This window comes from Streptococcus macedonicus ACA-DC 198 (genome assembly GCA_000283635.1).
GTDB classification, from domain to species: domain Bacteria; phylum Bacillota; class Bacilli; order Lactobacillales; family Streptococcaceae; genus Streptococcus; species Streptococcus macedonicus.
In genome coordinates this window covers 1,315,033-1,334,238 of record HE613569.1, presented here as the reverse complement: position 1 = coordinate 1,334,238, position 19,206 = coordinate 1,315,033, and the positions used below count along the sequence as shown (strand labels likewise).

The 19,206-nt window shown below is 37.2% G+C and carries 12 protein-coding genes and 9 pseudogenes; 12 read left to right on the top strand and 9 right to left on the bottom strand.

What is annotated here, in order from left to right; all coding sequences use genetic code 11:
* Positions 1-378 precede the first annotated feature (378 nt).
* From SMA_RS12125 to SMA_RS11560, 4 genes and pseudogenes are all read left to right on the top strand, one after another.
* Positions 379-1,187: pseudogene (locus SMA_RS12125) on the top strand (IS3 family transposase); the annotation flags it as partial.
* A pseudogene (locus tag SMA_RS12120) lies at positions 1,183-1,522 on the top strand (glycine betaine ABC transporter substrate-binding protein); the annotation flags it as partial. The pseudogenes SMA_RS12125 and SMA_RS12120, both read left to right, overlap by 5 nt.
* Before the next feature lie 36 nt (positions 1,523-1,558).
* Positions 1,559-2,167 carry a glycine betaine ABC transporter substrate-binding protein gene (locus SMA_RS11720; protein ID WP_409374437.1) on the top strand — a complete coding sequence of 203 codons (609 nt, stop codon included), beginning with the start codon at positions 1,559-1,561 and terminating at the stop codon, positions 2,165-2,167.
* The gene (locus tag SMA_RS11560; protein ID WP_052306977.1) at positions 2,136-2,333 is read left to right on the top strand and encodes a glycine betaine ABC transporter substrate-binding protein; all 198 of its coding nucleotides are present in this window, start codon (positions 2,136-2,138) and stop codon (positions 2,331-2,333) included. The genes SMA_RS11720 and SMA_RS11560 overlap by 32 nt, the downstream gene beginning before the upstream one ends.
* Positions 2,334-2,465: 132 nt before the next feature.
* Here the strand turns inward: SMA_RS11560 and SMA_RS06680 are convergent, their stop codons facing one another.
* The 3 genes and pseudogenes from SMA_RS06680 to SMA_RS06670 all read right to left on the bottom strand — a co-directional run.
* Positions 2,466-3,245 carry an ABC transporter permease gene (locus SMA_RS06680; RefSeq protein ID WP_014294835.1) on the bottom strand — a complete coding sequence of 260 codons (780 nt, stop codon included), beginning with the start codon at positions 3,243-3,245 and terminating at the stop codon, positions 2,466-2,468.
* A 1-nt stretch (position 3,246) separates the two neighbouring features.
* Complete coding sequence (locus SMA_RS06675; RefSeq protein WP_145971687.1) at positions 3,247-3,903, bottom strand: ABC transporter ATP-binding protein; 657 nt, start codon at positions 3,901-3,903, stop codon at positions 3,247-3,249.
* 184 nt (positions 3,904-4,087) lie between these two features.
* Positions 4,088-4,822: pseudogene (locus tag SMA_RS06670) on the bottom strand (IS3 family transposase); the annotation flags it as partial.
* A 313-nt stretch (positions 4,823-5,135) separates the two neighbouring features.
* Here SMA_RS06670 and SMA_RS06665 point away from each other — a divergent pair.
* A pseudogene (locus SMA_RS06665) lies at positions 5,136-5,751 on the top strand (NRAMP family divalent metal cation transporter); the annotation flags it as partial.
* Complete coding sequence (locus tag SMA_RS06660; protein WP_014294831.1) at positions 5,751-6,182, top strand: universal stress protein; 432 nt, start codon at positions 5,751-5,753, stop codon at positions 6,180-6,182. The pseudogene SMA_RS06665 and the gene SMA_RS06660, both read left to right, overlap by 1 nt.
* Before the next feature lie 55 nt (positions 6,183-6,237).
* Here SMA_RS06660 and SMA_RS06655 read toward each other — a convergent pair whose 3' ends face one another.
* The 3 genes and pseudogenes from SMA_RS06655 to brnQ all read right to left on the bottom strand — a co-directional run bounded on the left by SMA_RS06655 (position 6,238) and on the right by brnQ (position 9,299).
* Positions 6,238-7,128, bottom strand: a complete 891-nt coding sequence (locus tag SMA_RS06655; RefSeq protein ID WP_014294830.1) for a diacylglycerol/lipid kinase family protein — start codon at positions 7,126-7,128, stop codon at positions 6,238-6,240.
* 44 nt (positions 7,129-7,172) lie between these two features.
* Positions 7,173-7,661: pseudogene (locus SMA_RS12115) on the bottom strand (copper-translocating P-type ATPase); the annotation flags it as partial.
* 287 nt (positions 7,662-7,948) lie between these two features.
* Positions 7,949-9,299: pseudogene (gene brnQ, locus SMA_RS06645) on the bottom strand (branched-chain amino acid transport system II carrier protein).
* 146 nt (positions 9,300-9,445) lie between these two features.
* On the opposite strand from brnQ, the gene SMA_RS11055 reads away from it, so the two are divergent.
* Positions 9,446-10,794, top strand: a protein-coding gene (locus SMA_RS11055; protein ID WP_115266054.1) for an IS3 family transposase whose coding sequence is annotated in 2 segments (ribosomal slippage) — positions 9,446-9,887 and positions 9,887-10,794 — 1,350 coding nt in all. Because the reading frame shifts where the segments join, the coding sequence is not laid out codon by codon here.
* Between the two features lie 67 nt (positions 10,795-10,861).
* Here the strand turns inward: SMA_RS11055 and SMA_RS06630 are convergent.
* A pseudogene (locus tag SMA_RS06630) lies at positions 10,862-11,598 on the bottom strand (amino acid ABC transporter ATP-binding protein).
* A 12-nt stretch (positions 11,599-11,610) separates the two neighbouring features.
* Positions 11,611-12,267 (bottom strand): annotated as a pseudogene (locus tag SMA_RS06625) (amino acid ABC transporter permease); the annotation flags it as partial.
* A gap of 238 nt (positions 12,268-12,505) precedes the next feature.
* Between SMA_RS06625 and SMA_RS06620 the strand changes: the two are divergent.
* The 5 genes from SMA_RS06620 (at position 12,506) to SMA_RS06605 (ending at position 17,198) form a co-directional block, all read left to right on the top strand.
* Positions 12,506-14,152, top strand: a complete 1,647-nt coding sequence (locus SMA_RS06620; RefSeq protein ID WP_014294826.1) for a peptide ABC transporter substrate-binding protein — start codon at positions 12,506-12,508, stop codon at positions 14,150-14,152.
* 124 nt (positions 14,153-14,276) lie between these two features.
* Positions 14,277-15,005, top strand: coding sequence for a pseudouridine synthase (locus SMA_RS06615; protein WP_014294825.1), 729 nt, complete (start codon positions 14,277-14,279; stop codon positions 15,003-15,005).
* An 81-nt stretch (positions 15,006-15,086) separates the two neighbouring features.
* The gene (locus tag SMA_RS11050; RefSeq protein ID WP_003065505.1) at positions 15,087-15,215 is read left to right on the top strand and encodes a DUF4044 domain-containing protein; all 129 of its coding nucleotides are present in this window, start codon (positions 15,087-15,089) and stop codon (positions 15,213-15,215) included.
* 85 nt (positions 15,216-15,300) lie between these two features.
* A complete protein-coding gene (obgE, locus tag SMA_RS06610) occupies positions 15,301-16,614 on the top strand; it encodes a GTPase ObgE (RefSeq protein WP_014294824.1) in 1,314 nt (437 codons plus the stop codon).
* 401 nt (positions 16,615-17,015) lie between these two features.
* A complete protein-coding gene (locus SMA_RS06605) occupies positions 17,016-17,198 on the top strand; it encodes a hypothetical protein (RefSeq protein WP_014294823.1) in 183 nt (60 codons plus the stop codon).
* A 136-nt stretch (positions 17,199-17,334) separates the two neighbouring features.
* Here the strand turns inward: SMA_RS06605 and SMA_RS06600 are convergent.
* Positions 17,335-18,828 (bottom strand): annotated as a pseudogene (locus SMA_RS06600) (ATP-binding cassette domain-containing protein).
* Between the last annotated feature and the right edge of the window lie 378 nt (positions 18,829-19,206).

Below are 19,206 nucleotides of genomic sequence, written 5' to 3'. Positions count from 1 at the left end.
TTTGTTAATGTTACACTTAGTGAACTGATTTAAATGAATAAAGTTGAGCAAGTTAAGAGATGTCTAATTTTTTGGTTTTAGGATATGGTTATATATCTGTCTCATTCTAGAATGTTAATCGTTTTTTAGATCTTAAAACTTAGTGTGATCATATTGACATAAGAATTTTTAGAAATTTCCAGATTGAATACAGATAATATTTATATATAACTTGAAATTCAATTTCTTGTCGTAAATATTCACAGGTATTTTGATACAACTCATATATTAAATTAAAAAGGAAGTTTGTATGAAAAAAATAAATAGGGTCAACATATCCATTTTGATATACTCCCCGTATAGTAGACAGTGAAAAAACAAAAATTCACTAGAAACTATAAGGGGAGTTTTCATATGTCCAAAAGAAGTCCAAAATCCGTAGAAGAGAAATTAGAGATTGTCAACTATACTATTGCCCATGGAAAAGACTATCAAGCAGCTATTGAGAAGTTTGGTGTTTCTTACCAACAGGTTTATTCTTGGGTGCGTAAGTTTGAAAAAGATGGTTCTCAAGGTCTACTTGATAGACGTGGAAAAGGATTAGAGAGTAAACCCAATCTTACCGAAGCTGAATAACTTCAACTCAAGATTAAACAATTGGAAGAGCGTAATCGTCTCCTAGAAATTGAGGTTGACCTGCTAAAAAAGTTAGAAGAGGTCAAACGGTGCAACCGTTGGTGAGGTTAGGGAAGCATTTAGAAGACTTTCAAGTCATCAAAGATTATCACGATAAAGAACCAGCTATTCCCATTCAAACCTTATGTCAGCTCTTAAAGGTGTCATGGTCTGGTGGCTATAAATGGCATAATCACATAGAAACAGTTTCTGAGACAGAGAATAAGAAGCTCATGAAGAAAATCAAGGAATTCCATAGGAACTACAATGGCATTCTAGGCTATCGCCGTATGACAAACTTTGTCAATCGCCAGCTTGGCACAACTTATAACAAGAAACGTATTCGTCGATTGATGAAAATACTAGGTATCCGTTCTGTTATTCGCCGTGTTAGACAGTCTTGTATCAAAGGTGGCGAAAGATTTTACGAAGAAAATATCCTTAATCGTGATTTCACCGCAACAGCACCCAATCAGAAATGGTGCACGGATGTGACTTATCTTCAGTATGGACTAAGTGCTAAAGCCTACCTTTTCTGGTGGTGCAATGACTGCTGAGTTAGCTCATGCAATTAGCAACGAAGAAGAAATTGTCATTACCGGTTGGTCTCCTCACTGGATGTTCTCTCGTTATGATTTAAAAATATCTAGAAGATCCTCAAGGAACAATGGGTGGTGAAGAAAGTATTAACACTATGGTTCGTCAAGGACTACAAGACGATATGCCAGATGTTTATTATGTCTTAGATAATTTTTCTTGGGATTTAGAAGATATTGAAAGTGTTATGTTGGAAATTGAAGATGGAACAGACACCGTGCAAGCTGCTCGTGACTGGATCGATGCAAATCCTGAAAAAGTTGAGAGCTGGACAGGTGGTCGCGGACAAGCGAACGCTGAAGGAAGTATTGAAGAAGCTGTAAATTACACAATCACTGGTATTGAACCAGGAGCTGGTGTAACAGAGGCTGCTCATGCTGCTCTGTCTTCTTATGACAATCTAGCTGGTTGGGAATTACAAGAAAGTTCAACCGCAGGGATGTTAGCAGAATTACAACAAGCAATTAATAATGAAGAACCAATCATTATTACTGGTTGGGCACCTCATTGGATGTTCCAAGACTTTGATTTGAAAATTCTTGAAGATCCACAAGCTACACTCGGTGAAGAAGAAGAAATTCGCACCATTGCAAGACAAGGATTTGCAGAAGATTTTCCTGAAGCCTACAAAATTATCGATGCTTTCTATTGGGAAGTAGAAGATATGCAAGAAGTAGTAAGCGAAGCATTAGATATTCCTTATGAAGAGGCTGCTGAAAACTGGATTGAAGCCAATCAAGACAGAGTTTCAGAATGGACTCAAGGTGCTGCTCAAGGAAATGGAGAATCTATCAGTCTTGTTTCGACTCCATGGGATACAGAACGTGCTTCTGCACATGTCATTAAACGCGTACTAGAAGATTACGGATATAGAACCAGTAGTCATGTTCCAATCAATTGCTTTAGGTCAAGCTGATTTTAGTGTGTCACCTTGGTTACCATTAACTCATCAATCTTTTTATGAACAATATGGAGATCAAATTGATGATTTAGGAGCAAACTTAAATGGTGCTAGAAATGGTTTTGTCGTTCCAAGTTATGTTGAGATTGATTCAATTGAAGATTTAAATCCAAAACCATAATTAAAAAGAAAGGCTCTTTGTCAATAAGGACTGATGACTAAAAATGATATGCTCCCCCTGAAGTAGACACTTAATAAAATAAGTCTACTTCAGGGGGAGCATATCGCAACTTTCTTTAAAGGTATTGTAGTTTTATTTTTCATTATCTAGAATATTCAATTGACCAAAGTCTGTGTAAAAGTACTTGTATGAAAGATATACGGCAATTAAAGATGTAATAGCTGAGGTTGATACCAACATGAAGTAAATCAAAATCTGGTACATTATCGCACTTAGAGGTACTGCTCCCGCTAACATCATCCCAACCATCATTCCGGGGAGGAGTACCAAACCAACTGTACGAGCAGAATCGATTGTCGGTTGCAGTGATCCTTTAATTGATTCGCGCAGAATATCGGTAGAAGCTAATTTGATGGATGCCCCTAAAGCCAAACGTTCATTTACTTCCTGTTGTGCCTTAGAAAATTCATTATTTAAATTTCGGAATGACAAACCAATAACTGACATAGCATTCCCTACCAACATACCCGTAATAGGAATAATTTGCGCTGGTACAAATTGAATGGAACCTGAAATAACTAAGACTAAAATGGAAGCAACTACCCCCACTACAATCGCGGTTAAGGAAATTTTAAAAGCATTTGGTATTTTATCCGCACGTTTGTTAGCATTATAAGCCGCATTGATAATCATAAAAATCATAATGACTGCCGTAACTATTATAGAATCTATTTGAAAAATGTAAGTTAAAACATAGCCAATAATGATTAATTGAACAACCATCCGCAACATGGCCCACAGGATATCTTTTTCCAATCCTAATTTCTCTTTATAAGAGATAGATATGGCAAATAATACCAGAACAAAAGAGAAAACGAGTGATAATGGTGATACTGTCAATTCACTTGTCATATTATACACCCATTTCAATACTTAGTTTGTGGTCCTGAATTTTGAATATCCGGTCTGGTAACACGGCGTCATCTTGGATATGACTCACCCACATAATGGACACTTGATGTTTTTGTTTATAGGCTAACAAATTATTCCAAACCTTATGACGGTTGTCCTCATCTAGAGATGAAGTGATTTCATCTAGCAATAAGACTGCCGGTGGAAAAATTAGGTGCCGAATTAAACCAATCCGTTGCTTTTCCCCACCGGATATTTTATGAATTGATTTATCCAAATCAATATGTGCTAAACCAAATTCCGCCATATAATCTAAAATGATTTTTTCATCAAAAGCTTTATCATGTACTTCAAAAACCAATTCAAAATTATCACGAATTGTTCGCCCAAATAAATGAGGATTTTGTGAAACATATGAAATGGATTTGCGATAGGTTTGATAATTCACTTCTTCCAAAATTTGATCCTTATAAATTATGTCGCCACTGGTTCTCGGGATCAGCGATGAAATCAGTCGTAATAAAGTACTTTTACCGCTTCCCGAAGGCCCCTCAACCCTTATCATTTCATTCGCTTTAATTTGAAAAGAAATATCCTCTAACAGACTTTCTTCTCCAGGTTTAAAGGTCACATTTTCGAACACTACTATACTATCCAAATCCAAAAACCTCCTTTATAATATATGAATATTGTATCATATATTATGGAATGGCAACCCTTTTTTGACAAAAATTATAAAGTGTAAAAATCAGGTGCTTGTTATCTAATCCGATTGTCCTTGACAACGAGCCTCCATGGACGTGAATCAACCGTGGCGAAGCTACAAGCAAATGTATCGGCCACTACGCAACGCTACCACGTCCATGCTCATTATCAAGGATCCGCTCCACCAATCTCCGATTTCGAATGCTGATTGGTGTCTTATATCCCAAAGAACCGTGTAACCGAAGATAATTCCACCAATTAACGTAATCAAATAATTGCAGTTTGAGTTGATTCAATGTGTCAAATGTATTCGGATAAACAAATTCTACTTTGAATGATTTGTAGGTTGATTCTGCCACTGCATTATCATAAGGACAACCTTTCTTGCTCAGTGATCGTTCGATGGCAAATGTCTTTAAGATCGTATCAATTAGTTTATTATCAAATTCCTTCCCTCGATCTGTATGGAAGATTTTGACTTCAGTCAAAGGGTGGGAGATAGTTTGGAATGCACGTTTGACCAACGCTGCATCTTTGTTTGAACCACAGGAATGACCAATGATCTCACGATTGAATAAATCAATAATGAAACAAACATAACACCACGTTGTGCCAATTCTTATATAGGTCAGATCCGTGATGATTGCTTCCAAAGGTTCACGGTCAGTGAAGATACGATTCAAGGTGTTGCCAATATCGGAGGAATTTACATTTGATGTATGCTTTCGATAATTCGCCTTTGTATAATTTGATTTCAACCCTCGTCTGTTCATGATTTGACCGATTTTGCGACGACTAACGAAGATATCACGTTTTGCCAGAGCAACTTTGATTTTCCGCGTACCATAGTTCTTTCGGCTACGATCGAATTCTTAAGTTATGTCTTTTGAACTTGGAGTGAGAATGCAGTCAAGTGCTAGGCGTGGAGATTTTTTTGTGGGCTTCAAAAAAATACTACCCGTTCTTGACGGAATGAAACGACACACTGAAACGGCTGAAAGCCAAAGTTAGTTACACCAACTTTGCTTTCCTGCCACACGGCGAGTGGGCGAGTGAGTTTGAGCGGGGGAAACTCCGCTCATGACTGCGGTCAAGCTGGTTCAGCTTGTGGGTGTGGGTAAAACCCACGGTTTGTCTTGAATTAAAAACAGGAAGTCCTTTTAATAAGGATCGCCTGTTTTTTAGATTGGAGTTGCCAAAACTGGGGTACTTTCGACATTATTTGCGGTAGCTTTGTTGGCTTCTGGTCAAAACTCAACCATCACGGGAACGTTAACCGGCCAGGTTATCATGGAAGGGTTCATTCACATGCGAATGCCACTTTGGGCACGGCGTTTGATTACCCGTTTGATTTCAATTGTACCAGTTTTGATTTGTGTCATGATTACCAGCGGTAAAGGTGATCTTCAAGAACACGAAGCCCTAAATCAGTTGATGAATAACTCTCAAGTATTTTTGGCTTTTGCATTACCATTCTCAATGATTCCATTGTTGATGATGACGGATAGTCGCGTTGAAATGGGTGATCGATTTAAGAATAGTTGGGCGGTCAAAATTTTAGGTTGGATTTCGGTTATTTTCCTAACCTACCTCAATATGACTGGTTTACCAAATTCAATTACGGCCTTCTTTGGAGCTAATCCAAGTGCTGGTGAAGTAGAGCTGGCGCACATAATTGCCTATATGCTAGTGGCAGTAGTTCTAGCACTCCTTAGCTTGGACAATCTTTGAACTCCATAAAGGTAACCAACGTTACGAATTGGAAATGCAAAGTAAAGCAGAAGCTAAGGAGGAAGCATAATGACCTTTGATGTTAAGAGAATATTAGTTGGTGTAGATGATTCGGAAGATGCCGTTTTAGGCTTTGATTATGCAATTAATCTGGCTAAAAAATCGGGTTCTGAATTGGTAATCGTATCAGTTTTGGAAAGTGACGAAATGAATGTTTTTCAAGCGCTAGATAAGGACTTTATTCATGGAGAACGGGCCGAACTTGAACAACATATCTTAAAATATCAGAAAAAGGCTAAGGATGCGGGAGTCCAAAATGTAAAGTGCGTCGTTACGGAAGGCGATCCGGGCGAGACCATTGTGGAAGAAGTTATTCCAGCTGTCCAACCCGATTTGTTAGTGGTTGGCGCAGAGTCTAAAAAAGGGTTAGCACGACATTTTGGTAGCCAAGCAGCCTACATGGCGAAGTATGCTCCCATCACGGTAACTGTGGTTCGATAATGTAAAAAATGGATCAACGCTTTGATTGCGTTGGTCCATTTTATTTTGAGTTAAATTATTTAGGTACCATAACTTGAACGAAGCCTTGCTCTACGCCCAGTTTGATGGGGAGTTGGTCACTAGGATCACCATCAATTCGAGTTTCAACCTTCAAGTGTGAATCAACGGCAGAAATTTCAATTTCCTGAGCGGTAAGTTGATCAACATCTTTGGTATCCCGAAAACGTCCAGTTAAGAAATAACTTAGGTATCCTAAAAGACGCATGAATGAAAAATGTTTCAGGATAACTAAGTGAATTTTTCCATCTGCTGGAGATGCAGATGTATCAAAATTAGTAAAACCACCCACTGAGTTGGTAGTGGTTGCTAATAGGAAGCGCGTGCGATAGACATGGTCGCCATCCGCAGTACTAACTTTAATCTGGTAAGATTTTTTAGCAATTAGCTGGCGAATTCCTTTACTCAAATAAATTAAAGGTCCCCATTTTTTCTTTTCATCTTGTCCGACATGGCGGGCCATATCAGCAAGGGTTCCAAGCGTAAGGCTACTAATAATGGCACGGTCTTCAGTATGGGCCAAATCCACAGCGAGGGGATGACCATTAAGAATGGTATCAAAAGCAGCCTCCTCATCTTGAGGAATTTCGAGGGCTTTAGCAAAATTATTGACGGTACCACCAGGAATAATTCCTACTTTGACTGATTTTTTAGCCTTAAGAAAGGCCGAAAACACGGTATTAATGGAGCCATCTCCGCCAATTGTAATAACTGTATCCAGTTGATCAATATGATCAACTACGTAATCGAGCGCTTCTTGACGACTAGACGTGGCCTTTAAGGTGGTTGATCGCTTCAATCGTTCAGCCGCTTGCTGAAAACGTTCAGCGATGGATTTGTTGTCATTTTTTCCAGCATCTTCATTATAAATAACGGTATATTTAGGCATCAGAGCCTCCTTGTTGAGCTAAATTTTTTTGTAAAGTATCTAAAAAATGAATAAATACTATAAATATAGGAAACACTAATCCCCATAGAAATCAAAGTCATCATAGCAGGATTTTTTTGTTGTAATTCCATTTTCGCACCACTTAAAAATGGTTGTCCACCATAGAAAAATAAAATAGTTGCTAAAACTAAAACGACCCATTCAGAACCAGGGAAAGTAAATTGAAAAGGCAGTTCCATCCCCATCATTGGCGAAAGAACGATAATCGGAATTGCCAAAATTAACGAAAGCCAAAATTTTTGTTTAAAGTTACCCATATGCATAGAGTGATCCACCCCACCCATTTCGTGGTGATCATGATTCATGTGTCCTTCATGACTCTGTTTATTGCCTGTATGCATGGAATGATCCATATCATGCATTTCATGATGGTTATGATTCATATGATCCTCATGGTGATGCGTGTGTTTATCTGAATGCTGGTGATTCATGTGTGATTGATTGGTATCATTTTTGTGGTTGTCATGATTCATTCGTAAATTCCTCCCTTTATGTTTACGTATGTAGTCGTTGCAATTAAATTGTAAGACTGATTTTTATTTGTGTCAAACAAAAGCAATTGTGGTAATTAAATTATTCGATGATTTTTTAATTAATAGCAAAAAGTTAGTGCCACAACCTTTTCTTAAGAAAAAAATAGAATTGTAATCCACCGTTCGAAAAAGAGGGAAAATCAAACGCAGAACTTAATCAACTTCACAAAAAAGAAAAACCACCAGAAGAATTCCAACATTGTCTGTCGGAAAGCTTCTGGCGGTTTTTAACGACGTTTTATAAAATGCCACAATAATCCAATCACAAAACCAATACTAGCAGGGAGTAGCCAACCCATACCAATCGAAAAGAGAGGTAAATAGTTTTCTCCAAATGAAATAATTGTTTTTGCTACTGTGGAAGTTGAAATAAAAGCTGGGCTAGCATTTAATCCATCCACGACTGAAGCAATCAGAGTGAAGTAGGTGGTCATTTGATAGACACGAGAACTATGTGAAAACAAGGGTCCAAGAATAGCTAATAAAATTAAAGTCATTGCTAATGGGTACAAAAACATCAAAACGGGAATCGAAAATTCAATGATTTTGGTTAGTCCAATATTGGCAAATAGACAAGCCATAATGCTTACAGCCGTTGCAAAAAAGAGATAGTTTTGTTTAGGGAAAAGTTCGATAAAGGTTTCAGAAAAGGCAGAAATCAAGCCGATACCAGTTTTTAAACAAGCGACAATCACAATTAAAGCAAGGATGACACTGCCAAAAGTTCCTAAGTAGTGATTAGCAATTTGTGCCAAAGCGATGCCACCATTATCACTCAAAGGGAAAGTTCCCAGACTCATCGTTCCCATATAAGCTAACAGACTGTAGATTAAGCCCATTAACAAAATACTCACGGCACCGGATTTAATCGTATCTAAGGCGACAGTGCTAGGTTTTGTTACTCCACGTTGTCGAATGGTTGTAACAATAATAATTCCAAAGGCTAATGAAGCCAAGGCATCTAGAGTATTATATCCCTCGATAAAACCAGTGATAAAAGGTGTGTTTTCGTAAGCTGTTTGTACAGGAGCAGTAGCGACGGAACCCATGGGGCGAGTAAATGCCAAAACTAATAAAATACCAAGCAGGACTAAAAATAAAGGATTTAAAAATTTTCCTACATAATCTAATAGCTTAGATGGTTTTCTTGAAAATAACCAAGCAACAACAAAAAAAGCAACACTAAAAATGGCTAGACTCAATGTTGTAAATTCTTTTGGAATAAAAGGCGACAGACCAATCTCAAAAGAAGTAGTGGCCAAACGTGGTAGCGCAAAAAAAGGACCAATCACTAAATACAATAAAATAGTAAAAAATAGTAAAAATAAAAGCATAACGTTTGTTGACTTTAGAAGCTAAATCAAACAATCCATTGCTTTGAGAACTTCCAATAGCGATAACACCTAAAAAGGGTAGACCGATACCGGTAACTAAAAAGCCTAGATTGGCAAGAAACACTGCTGAACCAGCTTCTTGTCCCATATGTACAGGGAAAATTAAATTTCCTGCACCAAAAAATAAACCAAATAACATCGAGCCAATGGTTAGATAATCTTTAAATTGTAATTTTTTCTCCATAATAAACTCACTTTCTAAAAATAGCTGTAATAAAAATAACAAATTATCGCGAGGATAGCAATGGAATTATTCGTATAAAAAAAGAAGAACCGATGAACTGCACCCCAAAAGTTAGACAACAAATCTAACTTTTGGGGTGTTTTTCTATGAAATTAAGTTATGAAGATAAAATTGAAATCTATCGCTTACGACAATCTGGTTGGACATGGTCTAAAATCAGTCAAACATTTAATATTAGTAAGTATAACCTTCAATACATGGTCCGTCTTATTGATATACACGGATTGGAAAGCGTTTGTAAAAGGAAAAATAGGTATTATTCTCCTGAACTAAAGCAAGAAATCATAAAAGAAGTTCTGATGAAAGGTAGGTCTCAGCTAGAGGTTTCTCTAGATTATGGATTACCAAATAAGGGAATGCTTCCTAATTGGATAGCGCAATACAAGAAAAACGGGTATACTATTCTTGAGAAATCAAGAGGGAGACCTGTAAAAATGGGACGCAAACCAAAGAAAAAACTTGAAGAAATGACTGAATTAGAGCGTCTTCAATATGAAAATGAGTACCTTAGAGCGGAGAATGCCGTACTAAAAAAGTTGAGAGAACTCCGATTGAGGGACGAAGCAAGGCTCAAAGAGCAACAGAAATCATTCAAGGACTAATCAATGTATTTGATTTAAGAATCCTACTTAATATTTTGAAGTTGTCTCGATCAACCTACTATTATCAGGTTAAACGTCTAACCCAGGTAGATAAAAACAAAGAATTAAAAGAAGCTATTCAAAATATTTATTCTGAGAACAAAGGGAGATATGGTTACCGTAGAATTCACCTCGAACTTAAAAATCGAGGCTATAAAGTTAACCATAAGAAAGTTCAACGTCTGATGACAGAACTTGGTTTGAAAGCTAGAATCCGTGCGAAACGTCGCTATAACTCTTATAAAGGTGAGGTCGGCAAGAAAGCTGATAATCTCATTAAGCGTCAATTTAAAGCTGCCCAACCACTTAAGAAGTGTTATACCGATGTAACAGAGTTTTCAATTCCTGCTAGTGATCAAAAATTGTATCTATCACCAGTTCTTGATGGCTTTAACAGTGAGATTATTGCATACAATTTATCTACCTCGCCAAACTTACAACAACTTAAAACAATGCTTTCCGAGGCTTTTCCTGAACAAACTTATCAGGACACTATTTTACATAGTGACCAAGGATGGCAATATCAACACACTTACTACCATCATTTTCTTGAGGAGCATGGAATGAGACCGTCCATGTCGCGTAAAGGAAATAGCTTAGACAACGGCATGATGGAATCTTTCTTTGGAACATTGAAGACAGAAATGTTTTATGGGTTTGAGAAGGAATTTACTTCTCTCGAAACATTGAAAACAGCTATTTCAGAATATATCAACTACTACAACACTAAACGAATCAAACTTACATTAAAAGGACTAAGTCCTGTGCAATACAGAACTCAATCCTTAACTTAAATATTTAGTCTAACATTTGGGGGTCACTTCACGAAGTCCTTCTTTTCCATTTTGTGTTATTAAAAATTTAGTCGTTTAATACCCGATGAAGAAATGCTTTGGTGCGGACTTCTTTTGGATGAACAAAGATATCTTCTGGTGTTCCTTCTTCAGCGATGACTCCTTGATCCATAAAGATGACACGATCAGAGACTTCTTTAGCAAAGCCCATTTCGTGCGTTACAACAACCATAGTCATGCCATTTTCAGCTAAAGATTTCATTACGGCTAAAACTTCGCTGACCATTTCTGGATCTAGTGCAGAAGTTGGTTCATCAAAAAGCATAACATCAGGATTCATTGACAAGGCACGAGCGATAGCTACCCGTTATTTTTGTCCACCAGAAAGTTGAGAAGGTTTGGTGTTGACATAACGCTCCATTCCAACTTTTTTTAAGTTTTCCAAAGCAATTTCTTTGGCTTCTTGGCGATTACGTTTAAGAACGGTCAATTGTCCAGAAAGGCAATTTTCTAAGACGTTCATGTTGTTAAATAAATTAAAGGATTGAAACACCATTCCCAAGTATGTGCGATATTTGGTTAAACTATAGCCTTTTTCTAAGACATTGGTTCCTTCGTAACGAATTTCACCACTTGTTGGTTTTTCTAATAAATTAATGCAGCGTAATAAAGTTGATTTTCCTGAACCAGAAGAACCAATGATTGTCAGAACTTCTCCTTTATTGACAGTTGCGTTAATATCTTTTAAGACTTCATTATTACCGAAGCTTTTTTCAAATGATTGATTTCAATAATTGCTGACATTTACGTTCCCCCCTAGGTTTGTTTTTCTAATGATTCATCAGCTTGTACATAAGCGGATGGCCCATCGATTCTTTTTTCCATTAAGCGTAATAGACGAGTAGCAGTGATTGTCAAGACTAGATAGATGATACCGATAATCGTAAATGTTTCAAAGAACAATAGCGTTGTACCTGAGGCAGCTGTTACTTGGAAAAATAAGTCTCCTACACTGATAACGCTCAATACAGTAGTATCTTTAATGTTAATCACAGTTTCATTTCCGATGGCTGGTAAAATATTACGAATGACTTGAGGTAAGACAACTTTAGTCATTGTTTGACTGTGAGTCATCCCCATTGCTTGAGCAGCTTCGAATTACCCTTTATCAACAGCGAAAATACCACCTCGTACGATTTCAGCCATATAGGCACCGGTATTAACCGAAACAATTAATAGGGCCGCTACAGTTCGGTTTAAATCAAATTGGAAAGCTTGAGCTAATCCATAGAAGATAACCATTGCTTATACCATCATCGGTGTACCACGGAAAACTTCAATATAGACAGTTAATAAGATATTCACTAATTTTTGCAAGAAACGAGCCAGTGGATTTTCTGAGTTTGGCAAACTACGAAATACACCGACTAACAAACCGATTAAGGTACCAGCAATTGTAGAGAAAATGGCAATTATAGTAATGTTTTGCAACTCTACTATAACGGATTTATTCCTTTTTGTGTTTACACAACTTATTTTACACTACCTATTTTGGCATTGATTCTCATAAAAGTGTGTAAAATGAGTAAAAAATAAATGGAACCAAGCTTTTTGAAAAATTAATTAATTTAAAAATTTTCTGTATTTTTAGAAAATACTGTGTTATAATAGTTAACATACCGAAAGAAAGTTTATGGTAGGAGGATCCATCATGAAAATTAAAAATTGGAAACGTGTAGGTCTAGGAGCTGTGACTTTGTTATCAGCGGCTGTTCTAGCAGCTTGTGGCAATAGTAGCGGTTCATCATCTTCTTCAAGTGATGAAATCAATTGGTTTATCCCAACTGAAATTAGTACCTTGGACATTTCAAAAGTTACAGATACTTATTCATCAATTGCTATTGGTAACTCAGGAAGTAACCTTCTTCGTCGTGATGAAGATGGTAAGTTACAACCTGATTTGGCTGAAAAAGTAGAAGTATCTGATGATGGCTTGACTTATACAGCAACACTTCGCGATGACCTTAAATGGTCAGATGGTAGTAATTTGACAGCAGAGGACTTTGTGTACAGCTGGCAACGTATTGTTGACCCAGCAACTGCTTCAGAGTACGCTTACCTTGTATCAGATGCACACGTTTTGAATGCTGAAGAAGTTATTGCTGGAACTAAAAGTGTTGATGAATTGGGTGTCAAAGCAGATGGAAATAAACTTATTTTCACTTTGTCTAACCCTTCACCACAGTTTATGAGCTTGCTTTCATTTTCAAACTTCATGCCGCAAAGCAAAGACTTTGTTAAAAAAGCTGGTGATGATTACGGAACAACTTCTGAAAAATCATTGTATTCTGGACCATATACCGTTGAAGATTGGAACGGAACAAGCGGAACATTCACTCTTGTGAAAAACAAATACTATTGGGATGCTAAAGATGTTAAAAATAAGAAAGTAAACATCCAAACGATTAAGAAACCAGATACAGCTGTGCAAATGTACAAAGATGGTGACCTTGATTACGCAAACATCTCAAATACTGAAGCAACATACAAAGCTAACAAAAATCGTGATGATATTGTTGACGTTCCAGAAGCTACAACAGCCTACATGGTTTATAACCAAACAGGTACTGTAACTGCTTTGAACAACACTAAAATTCGTCAAGCCCTTAACTTGGCAACTGACCGTGAAGGAATTGTAAAAGCTGCTATCGATACTGGTTCAACAGCTGCGACAGCTCTTGTGCCTACGGGTCTTGAAACATTGCCAGACGGTACTGATTTGGCTAAATATGTTTCTCCAGGTTATAGCCATGATGAAAAAGAAGCAGCTAAACTTTTCAAAGAAGGTTTGGCAGAACTTGGTACTGATTCAGTTACATTGACAATCACAGCTGATTCAGATGCACCAGTTTCAAAAGCTGCAGTTGACTATATCAAAGAAACTTGGGAAAATACTCTTTCAGGTTTGACAGTCCAAGAAAAATTTGTTACTTTCAAACAACGTCTTGAAGATACTAAAAACCAAAACTTTGATGTAGCTCTTGTGCTTTGGGGTGGTGACTATCCAGAAGGTTCTACTTTCTATGGTCTGTTCACTACTAACTCATCTTACAACTACGGTAAATTCTCAAATGCAGATTATGATGCGGCTTATCAAAAAGCAATCACAACAGATGCTTTAGACCCAGCGGCTGCTGCAGACGATTATAAAGCTGCTGAAAAAGTACTTTATGACAATGCGCTTTATAACCCGATCTACTTCCGTAGTGGTAAAGGACTTCAAAATCCAGACCTTAAAGGACTTGTTCGTAACTCAACTGGTTTGTCAGTAGATTTCACTTACGCATATAAAAAATAGATCCAATCAAATTAATGTAAAACAAGGTTCGGGCTTTGCCCGCCTTGTTTTCTTTGTGCTTTGAAAAATGATACAATAGATAGGAAATCGTTTGAAAAACGTAAGAATAGGTAAAGGAAAGAAGATGCGGTTAGATAAATTTTTAGTAGAAGCAGGCATAGGGTCGCGGACGGAAGTCAAACAACTGCTAAAGAAAAAACAAGTGCTTGTTAATGGCAAAGTGGAATTATCACCTAAAACACAGATTGATGAGAAAGCCGACCAGATTAGTTGTCAGGGGCAGACGCTTTCTTATGAAAAATACGTTTATTATATGTTGAATAAACCAAAAGGTGTGATTTCAGCAACAGAGGATAATCATCATAAAACCGTCTTAGATTTGCTCGATAAAACAGCTTGGGATAAGGAAGTTTTTCCAGTTGGGCGTTTGGATATTGATACGCATGGACTTTTACTATTAACTAATAACGGTAAGTTAGCGCATGCCATGCTATCTCCTAAAAAACATGTTGATAAAACTTACCGAGCCAAAGTTGCTGGTCTGATGACGATCGATGATGTGGCAGCTTTTACCAACGGTATTGACTTGAAAGATTTTACATGTCAGCCAGCGCAGTTAGTGATTCTTGAAACAAATGAAGCAGAAAGAACAAGTGTTGTTGAAATTACCATTAAAGAGGGAAAATTTCACCAAGTCAAACGCATGGTACAGGCTTGTGGTAAAAAAGTGACAGATCTTCAACGCCTCAGAATGGGTCCACTTCAATTGGATAAGCAATTGGCTCTTGGAGAGTGGCGTCGATTAACAGATGATGAGTTAGCAAGCCTTGAAGAATTTGACGTTGAATTGTAAATTTCTGCAGTAGTTATTTGATTATTTGAGGCAATCATGTTAAGATAATAGTAATAAATTCAATGAGCGAGGTGTATTAAAGTGGCATTTGGTGAAAACGGACCACGTAAAAAAACAGCGTTTGAAAAACTGACTTTAGTAGTTGTTATCTTAATGGTTCTAGTAACCGTAGGTGGTCTTATTGCGACTGCAATTGGTTCAATTATTTAAAGAACGCTGAAGAGGCGTTTTTTTATGCTTTAACCCATCAAACTTTAAAGCAATTTTTACAATAATGAAAGAATAGGAATTAATAATGAGTATGTTTTTAGATACTGCCCAAATTAGCGTGAAAGCTGGTCGTGGTGGTGACGGAATGGTTGCCTTTCGTCGTGAAAAATACGTCCCTAACGGTGGACCTTGGGGCGGTGATGGCGGTAAAGGTGGTTCAGTCATCTTTAAAGTTGACGAAGGGCTTCGTACCTTGATGGACTTCCGTTATAATCGTATTTTTAAAGCCAAATCTGGTGAAAAAGGGATGACAAAAGGAATGCACGGACGTGGTGCGGAGGACCTTATTGTCCGTGTTCCACAAGGAACAACTGTTCGTGATGCGGAAACCAATAAAGTAATCACTGACCTTGTTGAGAATGGTCAAGAATTCGTTGTTGCTCGTGGCGGACGTGGTGGACGTGGTAATATTCGCTTTGCGACACCACGTAACCCAGCACCTGAAATTGCCGAAAATGGTGAACCTGGTGAGGAACGTGACCTTCAATTAGAATTGAAAATCTTGGCTGATGTTGGTCTGGTTGGATTCCCGTCAGTTGGTAAATCAACATTGTTGAGTGTTGTGACAGCTGCTAAACCTAAAATTGGTGCTTACCACTTTACAACAATCGTACCTAATCTTGGAATGGTTCGTACCAAATCAGGTGATAGCTTTGCTATGGCTGACCTTCCAGGGTTGATTGAGGGCGCTTCACAAGGTGTTGGACTTGGTACACAATTCCTTCGCCATATTGAGCGTACACGCGTTATCTTACACGTGATTGATATGTCAGCTAGCGAAGGTCGTGACCCGTATGAAGATTATGTTTCTATTAATAATGAGCTTGAAACCTATAATCTTCGTTTGATGGAACGTCCACAAATCATTGTTGCAAACAAGATGGATATGCCGGAAGCGGAAGAAAACTTGAAAATTTTCAAAGAAAAATTGGCAGCGAATTATGATGATTTTGAAGAAATGCCAATGATTTTCCCAATTTCAAGCTTGGCACATCAAGGGCTAGAAAATCTAATGGAAGCGACAGCAGAATTGCTTGCTAAGACAGATGAATTCTTGCTTTACACTGATGATGACATGATTGACGAAGAAGTTTATTATGGCTTTGACCCAGATGAACGTCCATTTGAAATTTCACGTGATGACGATGCTGCTTGGGTATTGTCAGGTGAAAAACTTGAAAAACTCTTTGTCATGACGAATATGGAACGTGATGAATCTATTATGAAATTTGCTCGCCAATTGCGTGGTATGGGGGTTGATGAAGCCCTTCGTGAACGCGGAGCTAAAGACGGAGACATCGTCCGAATCGGAAACTTCGAATTTGAATTTGTGGATTAACCTGCCACTTGTCGTTGATAGCTTAGCTATCTAACGACAAGACAACAAGCACTATACGGAGTTTGCCTAGGCATCTTACTAGCTCGAAAATGGTTTATTATCGAAATCATTTTCTCACGTCGTAACGTATGTTTTAATGACGTGTTCAGTTACTGTGTTAGCCATTATGACGTGTTCAGTTACTATGTTAGCCATTATACAGTGGACTAGCTATCAACTTACTAACTACGTTAAGGCATTAAGTATTGACTGTCCTAACTCCGTGTCGTAACTTATGTTCTAACGACGTGTTTGATTGCTGTGCTGGTTTGCTTAAATTGGAAGAATTATAAATTTTAAAGATTAATAGGAATTGTGATGATTCACAATTGAGCTTATATTACATTTTACTGGAGGTTCTTATGGGTGATAAACCGATATCTTTTCGAGATAAAGATGGTAATTTTGTATCAGCAGCGGATGTTTGGAATGCTGAAAAGCTAGAAGAACTTTTCAATACCCTTAATCCAAATCGACGTTTGCGCTTGGAGCGCGAAAAAATAGCTAAAGTAAAAGCAGATGAAGCAAAGGATCAAGAATCATAATACTCGCCTTGCTTACCTGCATAAAACTCGCTTTCCAATCTCTAAGCTCGTGAAAAAACTGTCCACTGGACTTAACTCGCTTTTCAATTTCTAGGCTCGTGAAAAAACTGTCCACTGGACAGTTTTTTTAATATTTTTAAAGTTCTTTGTCAGTTAATTGATGATGTAGATTAGCAATGTCGTCAATGAATTTTCTATCGTGAGAAACACTGATAATACAGCCAGCCGTTAAAAATTCTTAAAAGTTCTCTGATTAATGGCTGACTAGTTGGTGAAAAATGGCTTGTCGGCTCATCAAGAATTAAGATATGATTTTGGGCGAAAACCATACGTGCTAAGAATAATTTTGCTTTTTGCCCACCTGAAAGTTCAAGGACAGAGTGTTCGATTTCTTGTCTTGTAAATTGAAGGCTGGCAAGGGGTGTTCGAGCTTTTTCGCTGTCTGATATTTGTGTTAAGAATGTTAGAGCGGTCATTCCTTTGCTAAAAACACTATCGTAATCTTGTGGCATATAACCGATTGAAAAATGATTTTTATCTAGTTCTTGGTAAATTTGTGTGAGCAGACGTGTTTTTCCGATACCGTTTCTCCCAGTAATCACCAGTTTATCTTGACCTAAAATGGTTAAACTGACTTTTTGGCCAGTTAATAAATCATGATTGTCCCAAGACAGAAGTTTTTTCTTTTTATCTAGAGGAACAATATCATCGAAAAATAGTTTTATACTATCCATTTCTTCAGGAAAATCGACCATTTTTTCTTCTTCTTTGGCATACGTTTTTCAAGAGATAAGACATTTTTCATCTTTTTAGCCGCTAATCTTCCTATAGTGCTATCATGAATATTTTGCACATTGTATTCTGCCGCCTCATGAAGCCGTTGTATTTTAGCGCCTCCTTTAGCTTTTATACGGCGGTCGTTTTTGACTTGTTCTAATTGTTTGGTGTAAGCTTTGTGACGATAAGTCATATAATCTGTGTAACTTCTTGAAAAATAGCTTGCGCGAGCAACTTGACAACGTTTTATTAACTCAAAGTGTAGAATAGCAGTAGCAGTTTTTTCTAGCAGAGCTTCATCATGAGAGATAAAAATAATTGTTTTGTCAGATGATTGAATGAATGCTTGTAAAGTATTAATTGCCTGCGCATCAAGGTCGCTAGAGGGTTCATCTAGTAAGAGTAAATCATTGGTTTCACCAACCAGTTTAGCAAGTTGTAACTTTAATTTTTCTCCACCAGATAAACTTTTCAAACTCTGATTTCTATTTTCTAAGGATTGAATATCCAAATCTAATCGCGCAGCCATTTGGTAAAAAGCATTGAAATCAAAACTAACATAATCTAAATTATCATAAAGAAATTCTGAAACTGTCATCTTTTCTTGTTTTTGTGACAAAACTTGTGGTAAATATCCAATTTTGGGAAAATGATTATCAATTTTTCCCTCGAGAATGCAGTAGTTAGCCATTAATTGCGGAGACAAAATAGCTTTTAAAAGTGTTGACTTCCCAGTACTCTCTTTGCCAATAATAGCTAATTTATCCCCAGAATTGATGATTACATTTAAATCAGAGATAAGTTGTGTTAAGTCTTTAAGATGTGTAATTGTTAAATGATTAATTTGTAGCATAAGAACCTCGCTTTCAATAAAAAACTCTCTACCAAATCAAGTAGAGAGTGAGGCTTTCTATTAATAAAAACAAAATAGCACTAATAAAGGCGGAAAATAGCCATCTATTAGCTGAGGAAGTTTATTAAAGAGTACACTAAAAACAAAACTTGATATGGTAGTATCAAAAATTCTGTTCTTAGTTGTTCATTGCTCCTTTTCCTCCTGAACGTTAATTTGATATTAGTCTATCAAAAGGTGCTATAAAAGTCAAAGGTTATAGTAGGTAGTAGTGTTAATAAGTGAGTTAGTTAAGTGCTGTAATACCTAGCGTAGAAACCTAATAACTTTAACTTAACCTAGTAAGAAATCTAGTCACCTACCAAATAGTAGGTAACG

Coding starts and splice junctions, on each gene's coding strand:
- SMA_RS11560 (WP_052306977.1), top strand. CDS start 2,136: ATGTTCCAATCAATTGCTTTAGGTCAAGCTGATTTTAGTGTGTCACCT.
- SMA_RS06680 (WP_014294835.1), bottom strand. CDS start 3,245: ATGACAAGTGAATTGACAGTATCACCATTATCACTCGTTTTCTCTTTT.
- SMA_RS06660 (WP_014294831.1), top strand. CDS start 5,751: ATGACCTTTGATGTTAAGAGAATATTAGTTGGTGTAGATGATTCGGAA.
- SMA_RS06655 (WP_014294830.1), bottom strand. CDS start 7,128: ATGCCTAAATATACCGTTATTTATAATGAAGATGCTGGAAAAAATGAC.
- SMA_RS06620 (WP_014294826.1), top strand. CDS start 12,506: ATGAAAATTAAAAATTGGAAACGTGTAGGTCTAGGAGCTGTGACTTTG.
- SMA_RS06615 (WP_014294825.1), top strand. CDS start 14,277: ATGCGGTTAGATAAATTTTTAGTAGAAGCAGGCATAGGGTCGCGGACG.
- obgE (WP_014294824.1), top strand. CDS start 15,301: ATGAGTATGTTTTTAGATACTGCCCAAATTAGCGTGAAAGCTGGTCGT.
- SMA_RS06605 (WP_014294823.1), top strand. CDS start 17,016: ATGGGTGATAAACCGATATCTTTTCGAGATAAAGATGGTAATTTTGTA.